Below are 16,324 nucleotides of genomic sequence, written 5' to 3'. Positions count from 1 at the left end.
GGCCTGTTTCTGGTGTGGGTAGGGCGTGGGCAGCCGGTTCAGGTAGTCGCGTGGCAGGGGCATGTGCGTCTGCAGGGGGACGTGCGCGGAGCCGGAGTGGTCGGCGAGGGTGACGGCGCCTTGCAGCAGTACGGCGACCAGGCCGTCCTCGTCGCTGACCGGGTTGGTCCAGTCGGTGGTGAGGCGGGCGAAGGCGTCGCGGGCGAGCTCCCACAGGCAACCGTCGTTCTCTGGTACGGGTGTGGCGAGCTGTCGTGCCAGCCAGGCCAGCCAGGCTCGGTGGGGAGGGACCGGGATCTGGATGCGGGGACGGCCCGGCACGGGGGCAGGGTCGCGGCCGAACTTGCGCTCCCCATCGGCCACCGGCGGGTACATCGAGCGCAGGTCGCTACCGCGGTGCGAGGTCAGCGGCCGGTGGTGGAAGGCGACCCCGGCGGCGATCATCTTGCGGTCGTGCGGGTCCAGGTGGCGGGTGAGCAGGTCTGCGTAGGCGAGGGAGAGCACTTCGTGGCGTTCGCCCCACTTTTCTCCTCCGGGGCGGACCTGGCGTTGGAAGCCTTCGGCCACCTTGCCGGCGTCGTGCAGCAGCGCGGCGGTCTCCACCCAGGACCAGAAGCTCGGCTGGGCGGCCAGGACGCCGGGTGAGCCGATGCGGTCGGCGATGGTCCGTGCGGCGTCGCGTACGGTGCTGCTGTGCTCGGTCAGCAGTTCCGGTCTGCCGAGTCCTGATCCGCTGGCGGACTTGGCCAGGACCTGGGACAGCTGCTGGTTCTGCTCGTCGGAGGCGGTCGGTGAGTGCAGCCAGACCGCCTGGTCGCCGTCCCGGTAGGCCCCGTGTACGGCGTGTTCTCCGGCCGGCTCAAGGGTGACGTCGCGGATCGTGATGACGTGGACGAGGTCCTGGGATCGTCTCAGTCACAGGCCCCAAACCGGGCGGCGCAGGGCCGCGGCGATCCTCTCGCCGTCGGGGACGGGGATCCCGAGGGTCAGGTGTACGCCGAGCAGGAACGGCCGGTTTCTGATGGTCATGCCGCCCTTGCGTGCCGCCACCCGTCCCGCGATGGCCGGGTTGGAGCCATCGGCAGCGATGGGGTGGTAGGTCTCGGTGTCCACGCCGCTGCCGTCGGCTGAGGCCGCTATGCCGAGTGTGACCGGTTCGCCTTCTATGCCCTCGGTATCGGGCGGCGGCTTGTCAGCAATTTTCTGGTGTGCCTCATGCACTCAGGCCGCGGGTTCGTTCGTTTCCATGCCCTCGGTATCGGGCGGCGGCTTGTCAGACCTGCTCATATTTGCCGCGGGAGCGGCGACAAGCGTTTCCATGCCCTCGGTATCGGGCGGCGGCTTGTCAGTATGTAGATATTTCGGGCATAACTTTGCCTGTCGAGGTTTCCATGCCCTCGGTATCGGGCGGCGGCTTGTCAGGGTTCGGATTAGTTAGGGGTGGTGACCTGGGCATATGAAGATCAATGCGCGGACCTCGTCCGCGCGATCCTCTGCGTGCCCCCTTGTAGGGCACCTTAAGAGAACTAAGGGCTGTGAGCTGGGAGTTTGTGATGCGCCAACCGAGCCCTCCTGGCGCGCTTTTTGCGGGCTCTGTACCGCTCATGTGATGATCCAGAAGTCTTGGCGTTCCTCTATCGTACGGGCGCCGATCACCAAGAGGCCGCGGGCTGAGCGATCTCCGAGGGGATACATGCGGATCTGGTCTTCGGCGGGATCGATCAAGGCGCCTAGTTTGCTGCGGAGTTCAGCCATGACCGCTTTGGAGCCTGCCTCGCACTCAAAGACGCTCAGCTGGACGCGTGGTCCGTATCCCGATAGGAGCGTCGCGACATCATCGCGGCGGCTGTCGTCAGCTATGTCATAGCAGATCAGGTAGTGCAATTCATTTCCATCTCAAGGGCCGGTACGGCCTCTTGGAGTCCAAGATGGTGCGGGCAAGAGCTTTCGCCTGTAAGCTCAGGCCTACGCGGTAGGAAACCCGTCGTGCCGTGGCCTCGTGGGTGAACAACGTCAGCATCCGCCGTTCATAAGCCGCTAGGAACGCGCGCCGGGCGCGATCGTTCATCCGGCAACCGGCATCCGGGGCAACGTCGAAATCCTCAGGCTTGACGATGCCTGTATTCAGACAGCGTAGCGTTACCGCGTCCACCACCACCGGACGAAACTCCTCGATGAGATCAAGAGCCAGGTTGGGCCTGCCCCAGCGAGACTGATGCAGAAACCCTACCGCCGGGTCGAGTCGGGCCATCTCCAACGCGGCGATTGCCTCATTGACGAGCAGAGTGTAGCCAAAGGATAGCATTGCATTCACTGGATCAGGCGGTGGTCTGCGCTGCCGACTCTCGAAATCCCATATTTCGCCGAAGAGATGGCGCCAGGCCCGGAAATACTCTCGGCTGGCCGCTCCTTCGTATCCCATGACCTTCTCAAGGGAGTCGGCATCAGAGAGGAGCAGGCGCATCGCCGCCAACCTTTCGGCCACTTCCCCGAGCAATGGATCCAATTGTCGGCGTGCAGCACGAAGTAGCGCTGTCCGCATATTAGCGATCTTCCCATCGACGAACGCCCTGGCTAAGCGATGGTCACCAGCGAGGCGGTACTGGGCACGGCGGACGGTCGGATCCGTAACGTCTAGTGAAGTGAGCCGTCCGGACGGCCCGGCCTGATCCGAGATGATGACCAGGTCGATTCCCAACCGCAGAGCCCTGCGCAGGAACGGCGTGGTCATCCCAACCCTGCCAGTGCAAACCACCTGCCGTACTCTACGGAAGTTGAGCCGAAACAGGACTTTACCACGATGCTCCACGAGCATTCTGTCGCCCCTGCTTCGCAGCAGCGCACCATCCTTATCGACGTATACAACCGTTTCGAGGGGATGCGACAGTGCGTCCACTCCAGGACTGGTCGTTGAGGTGACAGTCGAGCCTAGAAAAGAAACTCCTGTGTCAAAAGAAACCACCTGACTCTTTTCCGGATTCAACTCCAGGCGAAGATCCGCAAGGTTATCACTTGCCGCCGTCAGCGCCCGCTCCGCCTCTACCCGATTTTTTGCCGGTATCGCGAAATCATCAGCATACCGAATCACTCGAAAGCCCGCGGAGAGCATCGCCTGGTCGAATCTATTCAGATAAACGTTGCAGAGCAACGGGGAGAGCACACTGCCTTGATGCAGACCCAGACCCCGGTTGCTCCGCCTGTTCCGTTCACCGATAACCGGGCGATCCATCATCTTGCCGACAAGATGAACAGCTTCCGGATCAGTCACAATTTCTCGCAGGTGACGTAGCACCTCCCATCGCGGGATCCTATCGAAGCAGTCCTTGACATCGGCCCGAGCAACCCATGTGGCACCGGCGTCCCGCGCTTCGATCAGGCATGCGAGAGCATCTTTTACTCCCATGCCGCGCCGATAAGCAAAACTCCACGGCAGCAGAAGTGGATCGATGAGCGCACTCAACTCAGGGAGGAGCGCACGTTCTACGATCCTGTCGATCAGGTTTGGCACACCGAGGGCTCTCACCCCACCCCCCGGTTTGGCGATCTCAATCCTCACGACGGGACTCGGTTCGAACGTCCCTGCAGCGAGTTGTTCGGCGAGGCCACTGATCTTTCTGGCTGCGGATGCCTCGAACCTTTCGACCTCCGCTCCAGCCTCCCCGTCCTGAAGAGCCGACTCCCGCACTTCATGCCACGCATTCAAAAGATTCTGCTCGGTAAACGCCCTGGCGGTAATTTCACCCATCCCGACCCCCGAGGAACGTCACCGTCGTGGCGCCGAAGCCGTACGTGGTGCGGGCCCCTGTTCCGCAGTAGGACGCGAAACGCACAAGCCTGCCGAAGGTCTCCTTGACCTCGTCCGACAACACACGAAGACGAACCATCCCCACAAAACCTGACACTTCGTGGCCATGCCCGCCATCACACTTGACTGTCCGCAAATCGTACGAGTGCAACTCCGTCGCCCGGTGAGTGGCCATCCACAGCTCATCCTCGATCCAGTACGGCGAATCCGGGGGAAGCGCCTCATTCCAGCGCCGCCGGTATCCCCCGAGGATGAGTCGCGGATCCGGAAGGATACTCCGCCGACCGTTCGCGGCAAAGAACACCGGCGACAGGAACGTCAAGACTGCGTCAGCCACCGCCGGCCTCTTGGCCAACGAGTCGAATGACTCCTCGTGGCATTCGTATCCGACCACAGAGCACATCCGCGCTCCCAAGCGAACCGTCGACAGTGCCGCGGGGTCGAACGGAAGCGCACTGTCACGCAGCCAAGTGCATCGAAGGGTCATCGTCTCATCACGGTCCTTCGCCTCCCGGCTCAACGGCCAAACGGCAAAAGGCTTCACCTGAGACCGATGACCACCATTTCCCTCGAAGAGGTTACATGCAAGGCCATGCAATTTGCGAGCATCTATCGCACAACCTTCTTCACTTCTTAGCCGGAACACCAACACCTTCACTTGATATTCCACCCCTCAAACTGTACATGAGGCCCATCGTGTCGCCCCTGAAAGCGGGCGGAAACTGCGACACTCATAACTTACGTGTATGCACACCGCTGCGCGATCACACTGCCATGCCCTCGGAGTCGGGCGGGGGTTTGCGATGGCAGCCAGATTCTAAGGTCGGCGACCTGCCAGTTTGTAGATCATCGCGCGGGCCGAGCCATCGGAATGATCGGAAGGGGTGGCGGATGGCGACCCTGCGTTACATGTAGCCTGTGACCTGCGGGTATGCGATGCGCCATCCGAGCCCTTTTCGGCGGTTGGCGATAGCTTCTGTACGAAGGTCGTTGCATGCGGCTCACTGAACCTTGTCAGACTTCTGTAGGTGCTCTGCGGTGAAGGCGAACCAGTCATCAAGTTCGGCTTTGACAGCGTCCTCATCTGGTCTCTCAACGTGAGCAGGTCGACGGCCGACGCCTCCGCTCCCCTTTTTGACCCGAAGCTTCATGTCCTCCGGAAGCCATTCGGCGTGGAAGGCGAGGGAGCGCAGCAGCCAGCCACCGCGGCCGTTGGTGACTCGGAGCCAGAGGGGTGAGGCACGGCGTGCCGGGGTTCCATCGGCGGTGACGGGTTCGACGGTGACCGACTCGGAGTGGCCGTGGACGGTGTAGACGACAGGCAGACCGAGCGCGCCGGCGTTGAACACCCCTGTTGGAGCAGTCCCATTCGCATACGGCCTGGCTACCTCTCGGTATCCGGCGGTATTCGGGAGCTTTCCGTTGCCGCGAGGGTCTGTTTGATGGCGGAAGGCTTTGAGCAGCTCTCCGAGGGACGCAAGGGCGTCCGTGTCCTGCCCGCGGATGTTCATCGGATGGTCTTCGACGCGATACCACCCTTCGGCGAAGCACGGATAATGCGGCTGGCCGGAGAAGGTTCCTTTGCGTATTCCCAGCTCCTTCAGTGCCTCGGCGACGCACGCGAGCACGTGCGGAAGGTCGGTATGGCTGTTCCGGATCAGCCACTGTCGATCGAAAGCGGACGCCTGCAGCTCGAGTCTGGTCGACTGATTGAACGCCAGGGTTCCGAATCCGCGCCGAGCGCGGGCGCCTATGCCGCCGAACGTGCGCAGCGCCCACAGTGCGCTCAGGAACAGGTCGGTGTGCAGGGCGGAGCCATCGTTTTTGACCTTGAGCGGCAGGCTGCATGGGGGCAGTTGGCGGGGTTTGGGGTCGGTGGTGAGGCCAGGGCCCATCAGGTAGGCGAGATCTCCTTTGGCTTCCGGCGCGCCGACGTTGATCCTGTTGCCGCGGAGCAGGATTCGCGAGGGACGCGACGAACCGTCCGAGGCCGCTCCGAAGAGTTCGGCCTCGGCGCGCAAGAGCTCGGTGATGTCGTCTCCGACGTAGGGGCCGGCCAGGGCGCGCAGCCAGTACGCGAGGGTGCCGCGCAAGCTGGGGATCGGGAACATCATCTGCCCTGATCGCATGCCGACGCGGGGATAGCGGCCCAGGAAGGCCCTGGTCACCGTGGACAACGGCAAGGAGTGCCAGGTCATCAGACGGCCTTTCGCCAGGAGACATGGGCAAGGGGCGCGGTGATGGGCCGGTCGTCCCAGAGGATCTGCAGGAAGACGCCTGAGACGAAGCTCCATGCTGTGGCGGTCAGCACCATCACCCATGGATTCACGGGGTCGAGCAGGGGGGCGCACTTTTCCGGTGTCCACCAGCATGCGATGCTCACCGTCGTGCCGCCGGCCCCTTCCGCGTGCTCGTTGAAGGCCGGTACCACGAAGCGGAGGCCGATGATGCTCACCAGCGCGGCGTGACCGAACCCGAAGGCGCTGACGGCTCCGACCCGGCTGGCGAGGGAACGGCGCGGAACACCATGATTTCCGGCCTCGATGAGGAGGTATCCGAAGCCGATCGCCAGGAGGATGCTCGCGGTGATGATCGTCGCGTTGGAGGACTTGGACCACCAGTCGGGATGGAGTGCGGACAGTCCGAGCAGGCCCACGGCGGAGCTGGCCGGTTGCCGGAGCAGCCATAGCCAGCTGAAGGCAGGTTCGAACGCCGACCAGACGGCAATGAGGCCGTATGCACACAGGCCCAGGAGGGCGCCGGCGGTGTACCCGTCCATCCAGACACCGAAGCCAGCGGTCAGTACGGCCCCGATGGCGAGCAGGAGGATGAATGCCGCAGCGCACATGCCGAGGGCAAGACGCTTTCCGTGCAGCCGGTACAGGACGCGCAGTGCGGCGTGCCAGGCGAATCGGGGCAGGAGGATGCGGGTGACGACCGTGCCGGCGATGCCGGCGCGCGGAGGGTCTTCGGGTGAGCGGCCAGTGCCGAGTGCGGCTTGACTGATCTCCACAGCGGTGAGATCGATGGCCTCGTCCTCGACGTTGAGGCGGCTCTCAAGGCTGGGGTGCTCGTGGATGTTCTCCAGCACCGTCAGCCATTCTTCGCGCGCCTGCCGAGCTCGTTCGATGCCCGAGTCGAGCAGTTGCTCGCCCATCAGCTTCTGACGGAATGGAGCTGAGAGGAGAAGCCATCGGGTCCGTATAAGGAAGGCCGCGCCGAGTTTCGCGTCCCGCTCGACGAGAACGGGTACTTCCTTGTTGATCGCGAGCGCGTACCAGGCCTCGTATATTTCGACGTACGTACGCCAGCGGAGCAGATGAGGTTCCTCCTCGACCATGATCTGCCACGGTTCGTCGCGGACACGGAACGCACGTGCCGCGTGACCGGGGTGAAAGGCGAAGAACCTCCACAGAGCGCCGCCTGTCTGGCCGGCGAACACCTTCCGCCAGGCCTCGATCCGCTGATCGGACGAAGGGCCCAGCAAGGCGTCACTGAGATCCGTGCCGCTGGCGAGCTCCGGTACGGGCTCGTGATCGTCCCAGGTCTCGCCCGGCAGGCGAATCAGGTCGGCGAGCGCGCTCATCGCGCACCGTCGTTGTTACCGGACACTCCTTCTTCGCCGAGGACGGCCAGGTAACCACGTCCGAAGTCGTTGAGCCTCCAGCCGGAGCCGTCCTGTTCCCAGGCGACGCCGGTATGGAAGGGATTCAGGTCGTTGCTCGGGGGGTGGCCTTTCTTGACCCGCAGCAGTTCGGCTCGCATGAGCTTCGGGAAGGGCTCGGGGAAGCGACGCAGGTTGATCCTGGTCGCACCGCCGTTGTGGTCTTCGAAGGTGTACCAGGCGGACGTGGTGTCCGGGGCCATCGAGTGCACGATCTCGGTCATGGCCAGGGTGTGCAGCAGCGTTACCTTGAACCCGCCGGTCAGGTGCACTTCCAAGGGCTCATTGAGCAGGTGCGCTGCTCGCAGGACATGGCCGATGGCTCCCACCGCCTGATCGAGGTCATGCGGAAGCCCCGGCAGCCGGACGATCGTGACCGTTCCTGGATGGATCACGCCTCGGAACTCGCTGGCTTCGATCTCGGACGTGGGCCCGGAGAGGTATCGGATCCGTTTGCCGTCGCCTGCTGCGATCACGTAGGCCACGCAGAACGCGGCCGAGATCCCCTTGCGGGTGTCGGAGGCGAGCAGTATGACGCGCTGGTCACGACTGGTCAGGCGGACCAGTCCTCGCTGGCTCAGCGTACTGGTCTCCGCGCAGATCTCCGCGGGCCATTCATGGAGTTTCGCGTCCCTGGCCGCACTGTCGCACATGGCCATGGCGGAGCTGATGACGTCCGCGTCCGGGATCCGGTCCCTCTCATGGCTCGTGAGCGGAGTCTCGGTGGCCCACCGTTCCAGCGCATCGGTGATTTTCCGGAGTTTCGCACCGACAGGAGGGGCAGGGCTGTCTCTCCTGTCCCATGCCCCGAGAACGGATATCCCGCAGGGCACAACGTATACCGTCACGTGACGACCTCCAGATAGCCGTATCCTGACGCGGTCTTCGCCCCGACGCCCAGGTCGTTGACCGCTTCTCGGAGCAGGCAGGCCGCATCCGACAGGTGTGGCTCCGGACCGGCCAGGTAGGCGATGAAAGAGCCTCGTTCGACGGCAAGAAAGGGGACGGGGACGGGGTTGATGTGTTCCCCAGGAGCAACGGGCCCGTCCGCGGGAGCGTTACTGCGATACCCCCGCGTGTGCGGGGTGAGGACGTGTTCGACCACCTCTACTCCCGCAGGGCCGGGAAGCGCGTCGAAGAACGTCACCCGGCCTGGCTGAGGCTTGTCGGCGTCCGGGTCGGTACCGAAGATGTCCGTCATGGGTTTCCCGTGCCGGCGGGCGTACTCCCGGGTCACGCCTTTGAGGGAGCTCCCGGGCAGGATGGGCCAGCCATAGGTGCTGTCCAGCTCGATTCCCACGTCATGGACGCCGCCTGAGCCCGTACCTGTCACCAAAGCGCCCTGCACGCGTAGTTCGATCGACACGTACCGGCCTTGTGAGGCCGAAGCCACGGCGTCGGCCCGGCGGCGGGCCACGGCGGCGACGAGCTCGCATGCCTTACGACCCGCTTCTTCTCCCTGGCCGAGGTTGTAGGCCGCAGCGACCTTGTGCAGCGGGTCATCGACCAGTTCGGGAGCATCACCAGTCTTGATCACCGCTGATCGGTGCAGGATCAGCCGCCCGTTCGCCGACGACAGTGCGGGCAGCCTGTCGGGCGCGTCAACGGGGAAGAACTCCCGCAACGGGCCGAAAAGCTCAAGCATCTTGCGGCTCCTGCGCTGCGGCCGCTTTCTGCTCTCGTTCGAGAGCCTCGGCCAGGCGGCTCAGCCAGACGGCGAACTGCTCCAACCGCGCTGACAGCAGGGCTGTGTCCGCTGGGTGCCCTCTCAGGTGCTGCGTGAGCCGATCGAGAAAGTCAAGGTCGAGGGACGGACGCCCGGCCTCGTCCCAGCCGAGTACGGCACAGATTTGAGCGCGCAGCTCCGTGCCGACGACGTCGTACGCCTTCTCGAGCGGATTCTCGGTCCCTCGCTTGGCCGTGTAGTAGGCGAGTGACGGGAGCACTCCGCTGGTACGGAGCATTGTGGGCAGGCTCGCCAATCTCGTCAGCACCTCTGGCGAGACGTTGCCGTTCGCGTCCTTTCTGATCTTGTTCAATGCCCGCATCGCGTCAGCGGCAAGGTCGTGGTCAACTCGCTGCAGCGCCATCAGCCCTCCACAGCCGGCACCACATCAGTCCTTTGCCGATGCTCTCGTCCCCGCCGACCCGCAGCACCTGGCCGTCCAGCCTGGCCAGCACTTCCATATGCTCGGACCTGCCTTCCACCAAGGCCGCCAGCAGGCTCTCGCCTGGCAGGTACTCGCTGTAGAAGGGTCCATGGCGTACGGTCTTCGTCGGTTCTTCGGCTGCGCCGTTCAGCTGGACCCTGGCCACCACGGGCGCGCATTCCCGGCTGACTGCGGCCAGCAGTTCGTCACCGCCGTTGATCATGTCGCCGGCGAACTTCTTCCGGAAGAAGTCATGGTCAGGCAGCGCCCGCTCGGCGATCTGCTCCGCCCACGTTCCGAGCTCTTCGCTGTGCTGGCTGTCGACCACGTATGGGCCCACCACCAGCTTGGCCGTGCGCTTCTGGGTCACCAGGCACCTCGGGCCGGGTACCTGGGGAGCCTCCGGCAGCGACAGTCCCGCCAGGGCCGCTTTGCGGTTGAGCCTGGCCTGCGCCACGGGTGATGTCACCCAGGCGAACGTGCCCTTGATCGTCGGCGCCGGGAAGGCGACCAGCTGCGCCTCGTGCACCCGTACCGCACCAGGCCGTGTCTGTTCACGGGACTGCGTCACGTCGGACCCGAACATCTCCGTGCACAACTCGTCGTCGCGGAAACGTTCGCGCAATGCGCCTTTGAGGCTTTCCCCCTTGATGATCGGCAGTCCGGTAGCCACCTCGCGCTGGATCGGCAGGTCCACCACGCCCGATCCTGTGTCGGCTCCCGCGTGCACCGGCGTTTCCGCGTAGAGGAACAACAGTGCCCTCACCACGACCACCGCCCGGCGAACGCGAAACCGAATCCCGCCGTCCTCAACCAGTCCTCCGCCTGTTCCAGGGGTTCGTCATAAAGCTGCTCTGCCGCCTGTTTCGCGGCGTTTTCGTCAGCGAACTGCAGGTAATAGACGCTGCCGGCCGGGACCGCCCACATCAGCCGCCCGCCGTGCATTTTCCCGCCTGAGGCGGTGACCGTGGTGATCACCTGCGCCGGTCCGACCGCCGCCGTCACCAGTTCCGCGCCCGGAAGCACCGGTTTCCAATCACCGCCCGGGAAGATCGCGGGTGTGGCCAGGTACAACACCATGCGTCCGTCGGGGAACGTGTCGGCGGATTCGGGCATGAGCACCTGCTTCGGTTCGTGAACCTGGGCGCGATGTCCGCGCCCGCCGAAGTTGACCACGTCCACGATGTGCCGGTCCTGCGGTCCGCCGATGCAGCGCGCCGCCAGCCCGTGCCCGTCGGCCAGGCGCAGATGCTCAGCGGTGTACAGCATCCCCTCTGCGGCCGTTCTCTCCTTGGTACGTGCCAGGCCGACCCGGCGTTCCACCCTCCACGGCGTGTGGCGCTCGCTGTCCGTCCAGAAGATGCTGGGCTGCCAGTCCACCTCGCCGTGGCGCAGGTAGGACGTGAGCGACTCGCGGTCCCACCAGCCCTGCCCGGGCTCGCTGTCCTCTTCGTCGGCCAGGTACGCACTGATCTCGTCGTCCAGATCGGTGCAGGCTTGCGAGTGGCGGGGTTTCAGGCGCTGGAGCCGATTTCTCACTTTGACGACGTCCAGCGGAAGCGGCCAGTGCGTCTCCCAGCAACTGTCGCCGGCCGGGGACACGACGAACGGCCCCTGCACCCGATCGGGCAGCACGCTTCCTCGCGCCTTGGGATCACGGCCGGCTCCGGGAGGAGCCCCGTAGGCTGCGCCGACCGCCCCCGCGATGGTGGTCGGGCTGGGCAGGACGGCTCGTGCCTGGGTGTTCACTCCCGCGTCGAAGGCGCGGCCGTCGCGGATGATGATGGTGTCCAGCGGTTCGATGACCAGCCAGCGTTCGCCGCTCACCGGTTTCCCCCGCGCAGGAAGTGTGCCACCAGCAGCGCGTCGACCGGGAGCTCGACGCGGTCCCCGCGTCGCACACACAGGGCGTGCAACGCCGGGCCGACCTCCTCCGGCATGCCCTGCCGTATTGCACGACGTCGCAGCTCCCGCTCCAGCCAGTCAGGCGTCAACGTGGCCAGTTCGGCGGCATCCCGCTCCATCCCGATCGCCAGGCCAGGCGACAGCGTCCCGGCGCTGCCCATCGCCTGGACGAGGGCGTCCACGTGGGCGAGCGCCGTATCGTCTTTCAGCCGCCACGGCGCTACCCACCGCACCCGCTCACCGCTGCGACGCTGAACCGCCACCGCAAGCCCGGGACGGGCACGATCCTTGGCCTCCTCCAGCAACTGATGGGCTGCAGCAACCGCCGACTGCAAGGGGAAGGAGACGTGGAAGAACACCAGCGCCGTACTCACGGTCGGCGTCTGTCCGGTCACCACACCCTGCAGCGTGGTCCCGAACACCTCCGCTGAACGCTGGGCCGCCTTGAGTGCTGTGGCCATGGGCACCAGTGCGAGCAGGTCGTCGCCTCCGGCGTAGACGACGCTTCCGCGGCAGTCTTCGATCGCCGTTCGCTGCTGCTTGCCCGCTTCGCCCAAGGCAGCCGACACCTTCTGGTGCCAGTCACGGAAGGAGCCGATCGCGCGGTCGCGGTCGCCGAGGGTCTTGCCCATTTCGTCGGCGTCTTGCGCCAGCACGGCGAGATAGGGGCTGAGAGGCGGCAGCTTGTGCGTTTCCGCTCGCCTTTTCAGGGCATTCGCAGCGTCTTGTCCGAGCTCACACCAGGTCTCGTCAGGGCGCACCGCCAAGTCGTAGTCGCGTCTTAACCTGCCAGGGTTCCACGTCTCGGGCGCACACCAGGCGCCTTCCACCGACCGCAGCCACTCCGCGTTGTTCTCACCGGCGAGCCGGGCAATACCCGGCAAGCCCTTGTGGCCTCGGCTTCCCTGCTGGGCCTGGCGTACCACTTCGTCCAGGTGTCCCAGCACCTCGCGCAGTTCCGCGATCTCCTTCGAACACTCAGCGTCGGTCTCGGCGAGCTCACTCAGCGCATGCCGGTACGGCGCAGATGCGATCGACCATGTGGACGGGAACTTCTCCTGGCCGCCGCTGAAGCGTTTGATCAAGCCGATGCTCGAGAGGTACTCCCCCGGCTTCGCATGACCGTCGGCGTGGATGCGGTCGGCCGGCCAGCGTCCGCTGAGTGAGCAGATCCGCTCGGCCGTTACGGGGGCGAAGGTGAAGTTCCTGATGCGCTTACGCCGTCCAAGGAGGTCCTGCGCACAACGCCACTGCGCGTCGTAACCCTCCTCCATCGGTGGCACCACGACCCACTGCACATCGGGAAAGCCCACGACAGGCGCGGCTTGAGCCCTCTTTCGGAGACGTTCCCAGCGCTCATGAGCGGCATCTGCCATTTTCTGCGCGACCGTCCTGCCGCTGCCGGCGGGCGTGAGGACGACCACTCGGTTCGGGGTGCCGGCGGCTTCGCCCGTAACACCTGGCAGCACCACCTCGCCGGCCTCGCGCGCCGAGTTCACCATCGTCGCCGCCAACGTCGACATGATCTCGCTGGACGCGAACAGGTCTGCAGTTCGCCGCGATTCGGCCACGAACCGCTGGACACCTGGAATCGTGACGATCACCAGGTCCTGTCCCTCTTCACCTGTGCACGCCACAGACGCATCTCCCACAAAACGCAGACTCGCAGAACTGGACAAAACACCACGAAGACTGCCGATTGCAGCCCAATATGAACCATCATGGCCACGCCGAGAGAGCCAGCCGCCGCAATCGAGTGAAGACCATTAACTCCATGAATTACCGTTAGCGCAAGCGGAACGACGGAATCGGACAGCCCTCCTTCATCCATGCGGCAACACAGAAGCCCGTAAGAGGGATAAGTGGAAGACCGTTATAACGACACGACATCCGCAACCATGCCAAGACGCGTGAAACTACGTGAACAACTCATAAGGGATGCCAAAGCGGTGGCTCGGGAGCACATCGCCACCCATGGGGTCGACGGTCTCACCCTTACCGGTGTAGCGCGACGCCTCGGTGTCAGCCCTCCAGCGCTGTACAGATACTTCGACGGCAGGCAGGGGCTCATACGTGCCGTCTACGACGACCTCACCGCCGACCTGGCCGACACGATCGAAGCAGCCGTGCAGCGCCAGGATCGCGATGACGTCGCCGCGCAGATGCACGCGGCCACCCGGGCCGTACTGACCTGGACCCTCGCCAACGCCGCCGGCTTCAGCCTCCTTATGGGTGCCCACTACCCCGCCATAGCCGAAGCCGAGGCAGGCATGCCCACGGTGATCTTGCAGTCCCTGGGCGATCTGTTCGGCGAGTTCTTCGTCCGCTTCGCTCAGAGCGGTCAGCTGAGATACCCCGCTGACGACGAGATCCCTCCAGCCCTCATCCCCCAGTTGAAGATCTATCGGGAGTCGGTCAAACCCGGCCTGCCGCTCGGAGTCGCCTACATGATGATCTACTGCTGGCGGCAGATCTACGGCATCCTCTGCATGGCCACCCATAGGCACCTCGCCTTCGCCTTCGACGATCCCGAGCCTCTGTACGAGGCGATGATCGTCGACCTCCTCGCCCACCTCGGCGTCAAACCGAGCGCCAACCTGCGGTGAACAAACGAAGGCTGCCGACGCTGCGCATCCGGCCGCAGCCGCGCAGCCCCTGGCCACGCTCCGGTCCGCCTACTCCTTCACCGCTCAGCTCACCAGCCGTAACCGGCGCCGGCTTCGTTTTATCCGGACATAGGGTCGTTACCGGGATCAGATCACTCGAATCGCGTTCACAGACGCGACCACCATGGCGAGGGGCCTGCCACCTCGCCAACCTGTGCCGTGAGACCTTCTCCCGGCCCCTGACCTGCGCTCGTAGCGCCCTCAGCAGACGATCCGGCTGCTCCCGCTCGCGGAAGATCACCCGGCCGACAGCCGCCGCCCCGCCGACCGCCGTCCTCCGACGCTCCATAGCCCGTCGCAGATCTCTCCAACCCCGCCTCAGTCGGCAACCCCTTGAACCCGGTCTGACGGATGCGGGCTGCGCACCGTACGTTCTGGCTGGTGAAGTAGCGCTCGACCTGCGGGTTGTCGCACATGAGCACCGTCGCCGAGCCCGCCGTGACCCACGCGCCGTACGGGAGCGCCCAGAGCGCCACGCGGCAGCCCCGGCACACGGGCCAGCCTGCCGTCCCGGGTGGCAATGTGTTCAGCGACCGGTTCGAGTCGAACAACGGCAGGGTCATCTTCGACCACAACGTGGTGCACCGCTGCCCACAGAACGTGCAGGCCCGGCCGGGTCCTTCGGCGTCGTCGGGAAGGAACAGCTGGTTGGCCTCGCGGCTCAAGACCGCGCGGTCCTTTGAGCGCTTGTTGTGGGTGAGCTTGGAATTCGGGTAGAGCGCGAACAGGATCTTCCACCAGTCGTACGCGCCGATGCCCGGGCTCGCGGTCGCTGACTCGACCGCGTCGTCCACGATCCGCTTGATGACGCCTTCGAGTTGTTCGTCCGTGACGTCCTCGACCCGTTCACGACCGGCGAGCGTCGCCACCGCCCATGCTCCGCAGCGCTGCAGGGGGTGCTCGGTGAGGCGTAACGGCGATGCCGGGGACCGGACGACGCTTACCTGATCCACCCGAATCCTTCCACGGTGGACAGGCCGAGCCCCCACTCGTATATCGCATCCAGCAACTGGGGTGACGCGGTCACACGAATGCGCGCCGTGGCGCCAATGCGAAACCCTTTCGCGACATCAAAGCGACGGCGCGGGCCGGACTCCAGGACTTCAACTTCTACGTCGGACGGGAGACCGAGGAGATCCGCCTTGTGCCGGATGTTGTGCGCCAGCCCTTTCTGAAAATTCTCGTCGTCCGGGAGAATGTACATGCCATCATGTTTCACCAAAACCGGCGAAACCGCATCGAAGACCGCAACTCCGTCCGAATGGTTCGCGCTGCTTTCCAGCTGGACGCCGACCACCGACAGGACGACTGAGCCCCAGCGGATCTCGCGTCGCCCCGCCACCGCTGCCAGCAGGCATGCCGCGATGCGAGGTACTGGAGAGCCCATCGAGATCGCGCCCTTCGGGGCGGTCGCATAGATGCCTCGACCTGGTCGCGCATCAGGGAACAGCGGCGGAGAAATGCCCACCGGCCGCAAGGAGCCGCCCTTCCAGCCGACATTGTGCAGCTCCTCAGCGATCTCGGGATCCTGGCTCCGGATCAAATCATAGATGACCGCTCGAGCCGGGCCATGAACGTCTTTCCATGGAATAACGGTCGCATCGGTCGCAATATCCACCCGAAACCGCATTCAACCCCTCCTAGGTGTCCATGCCGAACGTGGCCCAGTATTACCTGCGAGCCCCGAATATTTCTGGAGAATCCTCAAACTGCCGCCTATATGCCGAAGACGGCCAAGATCGCCGCATCGCTGGTTGGTCTGGCAGACCACACTGCTCTGACGACTGGCCAACGCCGCAGCGACATCACCGTCCTTCCTCGAGGGGAGCGGCGCGGTCCCTCTCCCCCTCGCCAGGTACAGATGGACGAGTCGTCACTGACGGAGGAGCAGCAGCGTGATGGGGTTCGACGGCAGCGGCCTGCCGATCATGTGCCCTCTTCACGGACCGCTGAATGGCTCTGTGACTCTGCCGGCGCGCTCCCGCTGAGCTTTCTCCGTTGTGGCGGACACCGTCGTTGGGGTGGTCAAGCAGTGGCGGTGGTCTCGTAGTCGGCGGGGCTGCGGTAGCCCAGGCTGCTGTGGAGGCGGTGGAGGTTGTACCAGCCTTCGATGTACTCGAAGATCGCGTGGTGG

16 protein-coding genes, 1 pseudogene and 1 CRISPR repeat array are annotated in these 16,324 nt (G+C 64.8%); of the genes and pseudogenes, 1 reads left to right on the top strand and 16 read right to left on the bottom strand.

From position 1 onward, the window contains the following. Positions 1-144: 144 nt before the first annotated feature. From AB0K67_RS39440 to cas10, 13 genes and pseudogenes are all read right to left on the bottom strand, one after another. A pseudogene (locus AB0K67_RS39440) lies at positions 145-705 on the bottom strand (CRISPR-associated endonuclease Cas3''); the annotation flags it as partial. 210 nt (positions 706-915) lie between these two features. Next, positions 916-1,113, bottom strand: a complete 198-nt coding sequence (locus AB0K67_RS39435) for a hypothetical protein (protein WP_364070466.1) — start codon at positions 1,111-1,113, stop codon at positions 916-918. Positions 1,114-1,159: 46 nt separating this feature from the next. Then, a CRISPR array of direct repeats spans positions 1,160-1,422; the repeat unit is 37 nt; unit sequence GTTTCCATGCCCTCGGTATCGGGCGGCGGCTTGTCAG. A 180-nt stretch (positions 1,423-1,602) separates the two neighbouring features. Next, positions 1,603-1,884, bottom strand: a complete 282-nt coding sequence (gene cas2 / locus AB0K67_RS39430; RefSeq protein ID WP_364070463.1) for a CRISPR-associated endonuclease Cas2 — start codon at positions 1,882-1,884, stop codon at positions 1,603-1,605. A gap of 1 nt (position 1,885) precedes the next feature. Then, positions 1,886-3,745 carry a CRISPR-associated endonuclease Cas1 gene (cas1, locus tag AB0K67_RS39425; protein WP_364070461.1) on the bottom strand — a complete coding sequence of 620 codons (1,860 nt, stop codon included), beginning with the start codon at positions 3,743-3,745 and terminating at the stop codon, positions 1,886-1,888. Next, positions 3,738-4,475, bottom strand: coding sequence for a CRISPR system precrRNA processing endoribonuclease RAMP protein Cas6 (gene cas6 / locus AB0K67_RS39420; RefSeq protein WP_364070459.1), 738 nt, complete (start codon positions 4,473-4,475; stop codon positions 3,738-3,740). The genes cas1 and cas6 (AB0K67_RS39420) overlap by 8 nt, the downstream gene beginning before the upstream one ends. Positions 4,476-4,806: 331 nt before the next feature. Then, on the bottom strand, positions 4,807-6,003 hold the full coding sequence (locus AB0K67_RS39415; protein WP_364070456.1) for an RAMP superfamily CRISPR-associated protein: 1,197 nt from the start codon (positions 6,001-6,003) through the stop codon (positions 4,807-4,809). Then, a complete protein-coding gene (locus AB0K67_RS39410) occupies positions 6,003-7,391 on the bottom strand; it encodes a hypothetical protein (protein WP_364070454.1) in 1,389 nt (462 codons plus the stop codon). Before AB0K67_RS39410 ends, AB0K67_RS39415 begins: the two co-directional genes overlap by 1 nt. After that, on the bottom strand, positions 7,388-8,128 hold the full coding sequence (locus AB0K67_RS39405; protein ID WP_364070452.1) for a hypothetical protein: 741 nt from the start codon (positions 8,126-8,128) through the stop codon (positions 7,388-7,390). Before AB0K67_RS39405 ends, AB0K67_RS39410 begins: the two co-directional genes overlap by 4 nt. 185 nt (positions 8,129-8,313) lie before the next feature. Beyond that, complete coding sequence (gene cmr6 / locus AB0K67_RS39400; protein WP_364070449.1) at positions 8,314-9,114, bottom strand: type III-B CRISPR module RAMP protein Cmr6; 801 nt, start codon at positions 9,112-9,114, stop codon at positions 8,314-8,316. Continuing rightward, on the bottom strand, positions 9,107-9,559 hold the full coding sequence (locus AB0K67_RS39395) for a type III-B CRISPR module-associated protein Cmr5 (RefSeq protein ID WP_364070446.1): 453 nt from the start codon (positions 9,557-9,559) through the stop codon (positions 9,107-9,109). The genes cmr6 and AB0K67_RS39395 overlap by 8 nt, the downstream gene beginning before the upstream one ends. Continuing rightward, positions 9,540-10,385, bottom strand: coding sequence for a type III-B CRISPR module RAMP protein Cmr4 (cmr4, locus tag AB0K67_RS39390; protein ID WP_364070443.1), 846 nt, complete (start codon positions 10,383-10,385; stop codon positions 9,540-9,542). The genes AB0K67_RS39395 and cmr4 overlap by 20 nt, the downstream gene beginning before the upstream one ends. Next, positions 10,382-11,446 carry a type III-B CRISPR module-associated Cmr3 family protein gene (locus tag AB0K67_RS39385; protein ID WP_364070441.1) on the bottom strand — a complete coding sequence of 355 codons (1,065 nt, stop codon included), beginning with the start codon at positions 11,444-11,446 and terminating at the stop codon, positions 10,382-10,384. The genes cmr4 and AB0K67_RS39385 overlap by 4 nt, the downstream gene beginning before the upstream one ends. Beyond that, positions 11,443-13,128: a type III-B CRISPR-associated protein Cas10/Cmr2 gene (cas10, locus tag AB0K67_RS39380; RefSeq protein ID WP_364070438.1), complete on the bottom strand. Its 1,686-nt coding sequence runs from the start codon at positions 13,126-13,128 to the stop codon at positions 11,443-11,445. The genes AB0K67_RS39385 and cas10 overlap by 4 nt, the downstream gene beginning before the upstream one ends. Positions 13,129-13,434: 306 nt before the next feature. On the opposite strand from cas10, the gene AB0K67_RS39375 reads away from it, so the two are divergent. Beyond that, positions 13,435-14,130 (top strand): TetR/AcrR family transcriptional regulator, encoded by a 696-nt coding sequence (locus tag AB0K67_RS39375; protein WP_364070436.1) that lies wholly within the window; start codon positions 13,435-13,437, stop codon positions 14,128-14,130. A 167-nt stretch (positions 14,131-14,297) separates the two neighbouring features. Here the strand turns inward: AB0K67_RS39375 and AB0K67_RS39370 are convergent, their stop codons facing one another. The 3 genes from AB0K67_RS39370 to AB0K67_RS39360 form a co-directional block, all read right to left on the bottom strand. After that, positions 14,298-15,059: a hypothetical protein gene (locus tag AB0K67_RS39370; protein WP_364070434.1), complete on the bottom strand. Its 762-nt coding sequence runs from the start codon at positions 15,057-15,059 to the stop codon at positions 14,298-14,300. A gap of 71 nt (positions 15,060-15,130) precedes the next feature. Then, entirely contained in the window at positions 15,131-15,820 is a 690-nt protein-coding gene (gene cas6 / locus AB0K67_RS39365) for a CRISPR-associated endoribonuclease Cas6 (RefSeq protein ID WP_364070431.1), read from the bottom strand. A gap of 395 nt (positions 15,821-16,215) precedes the next feature. Next, on the bottom strand, positions 16,216-16,324 hold a 109-nt coding region (locus AB0K67_RS39360; protein ID WP_364070623.1), incomplete at its 5' end, for an IS3 family transposase.

This window comes from Nonomuraea sp. NPDC052634, assembly GCF_040678535.1.
GTDB classification, from domain to species: Bacteria; Actinomycetota; Actinomycetes; order Streptosporangiales; family Streptosporangiaceae; genus Nonomuraea; species Nonomuraea fastidiosa.
The sequence above is the reverse complement of the archived record's forward strand: the minus strand, read 5'-3'. Positions and strand labels throughout refer to the sequence as shown.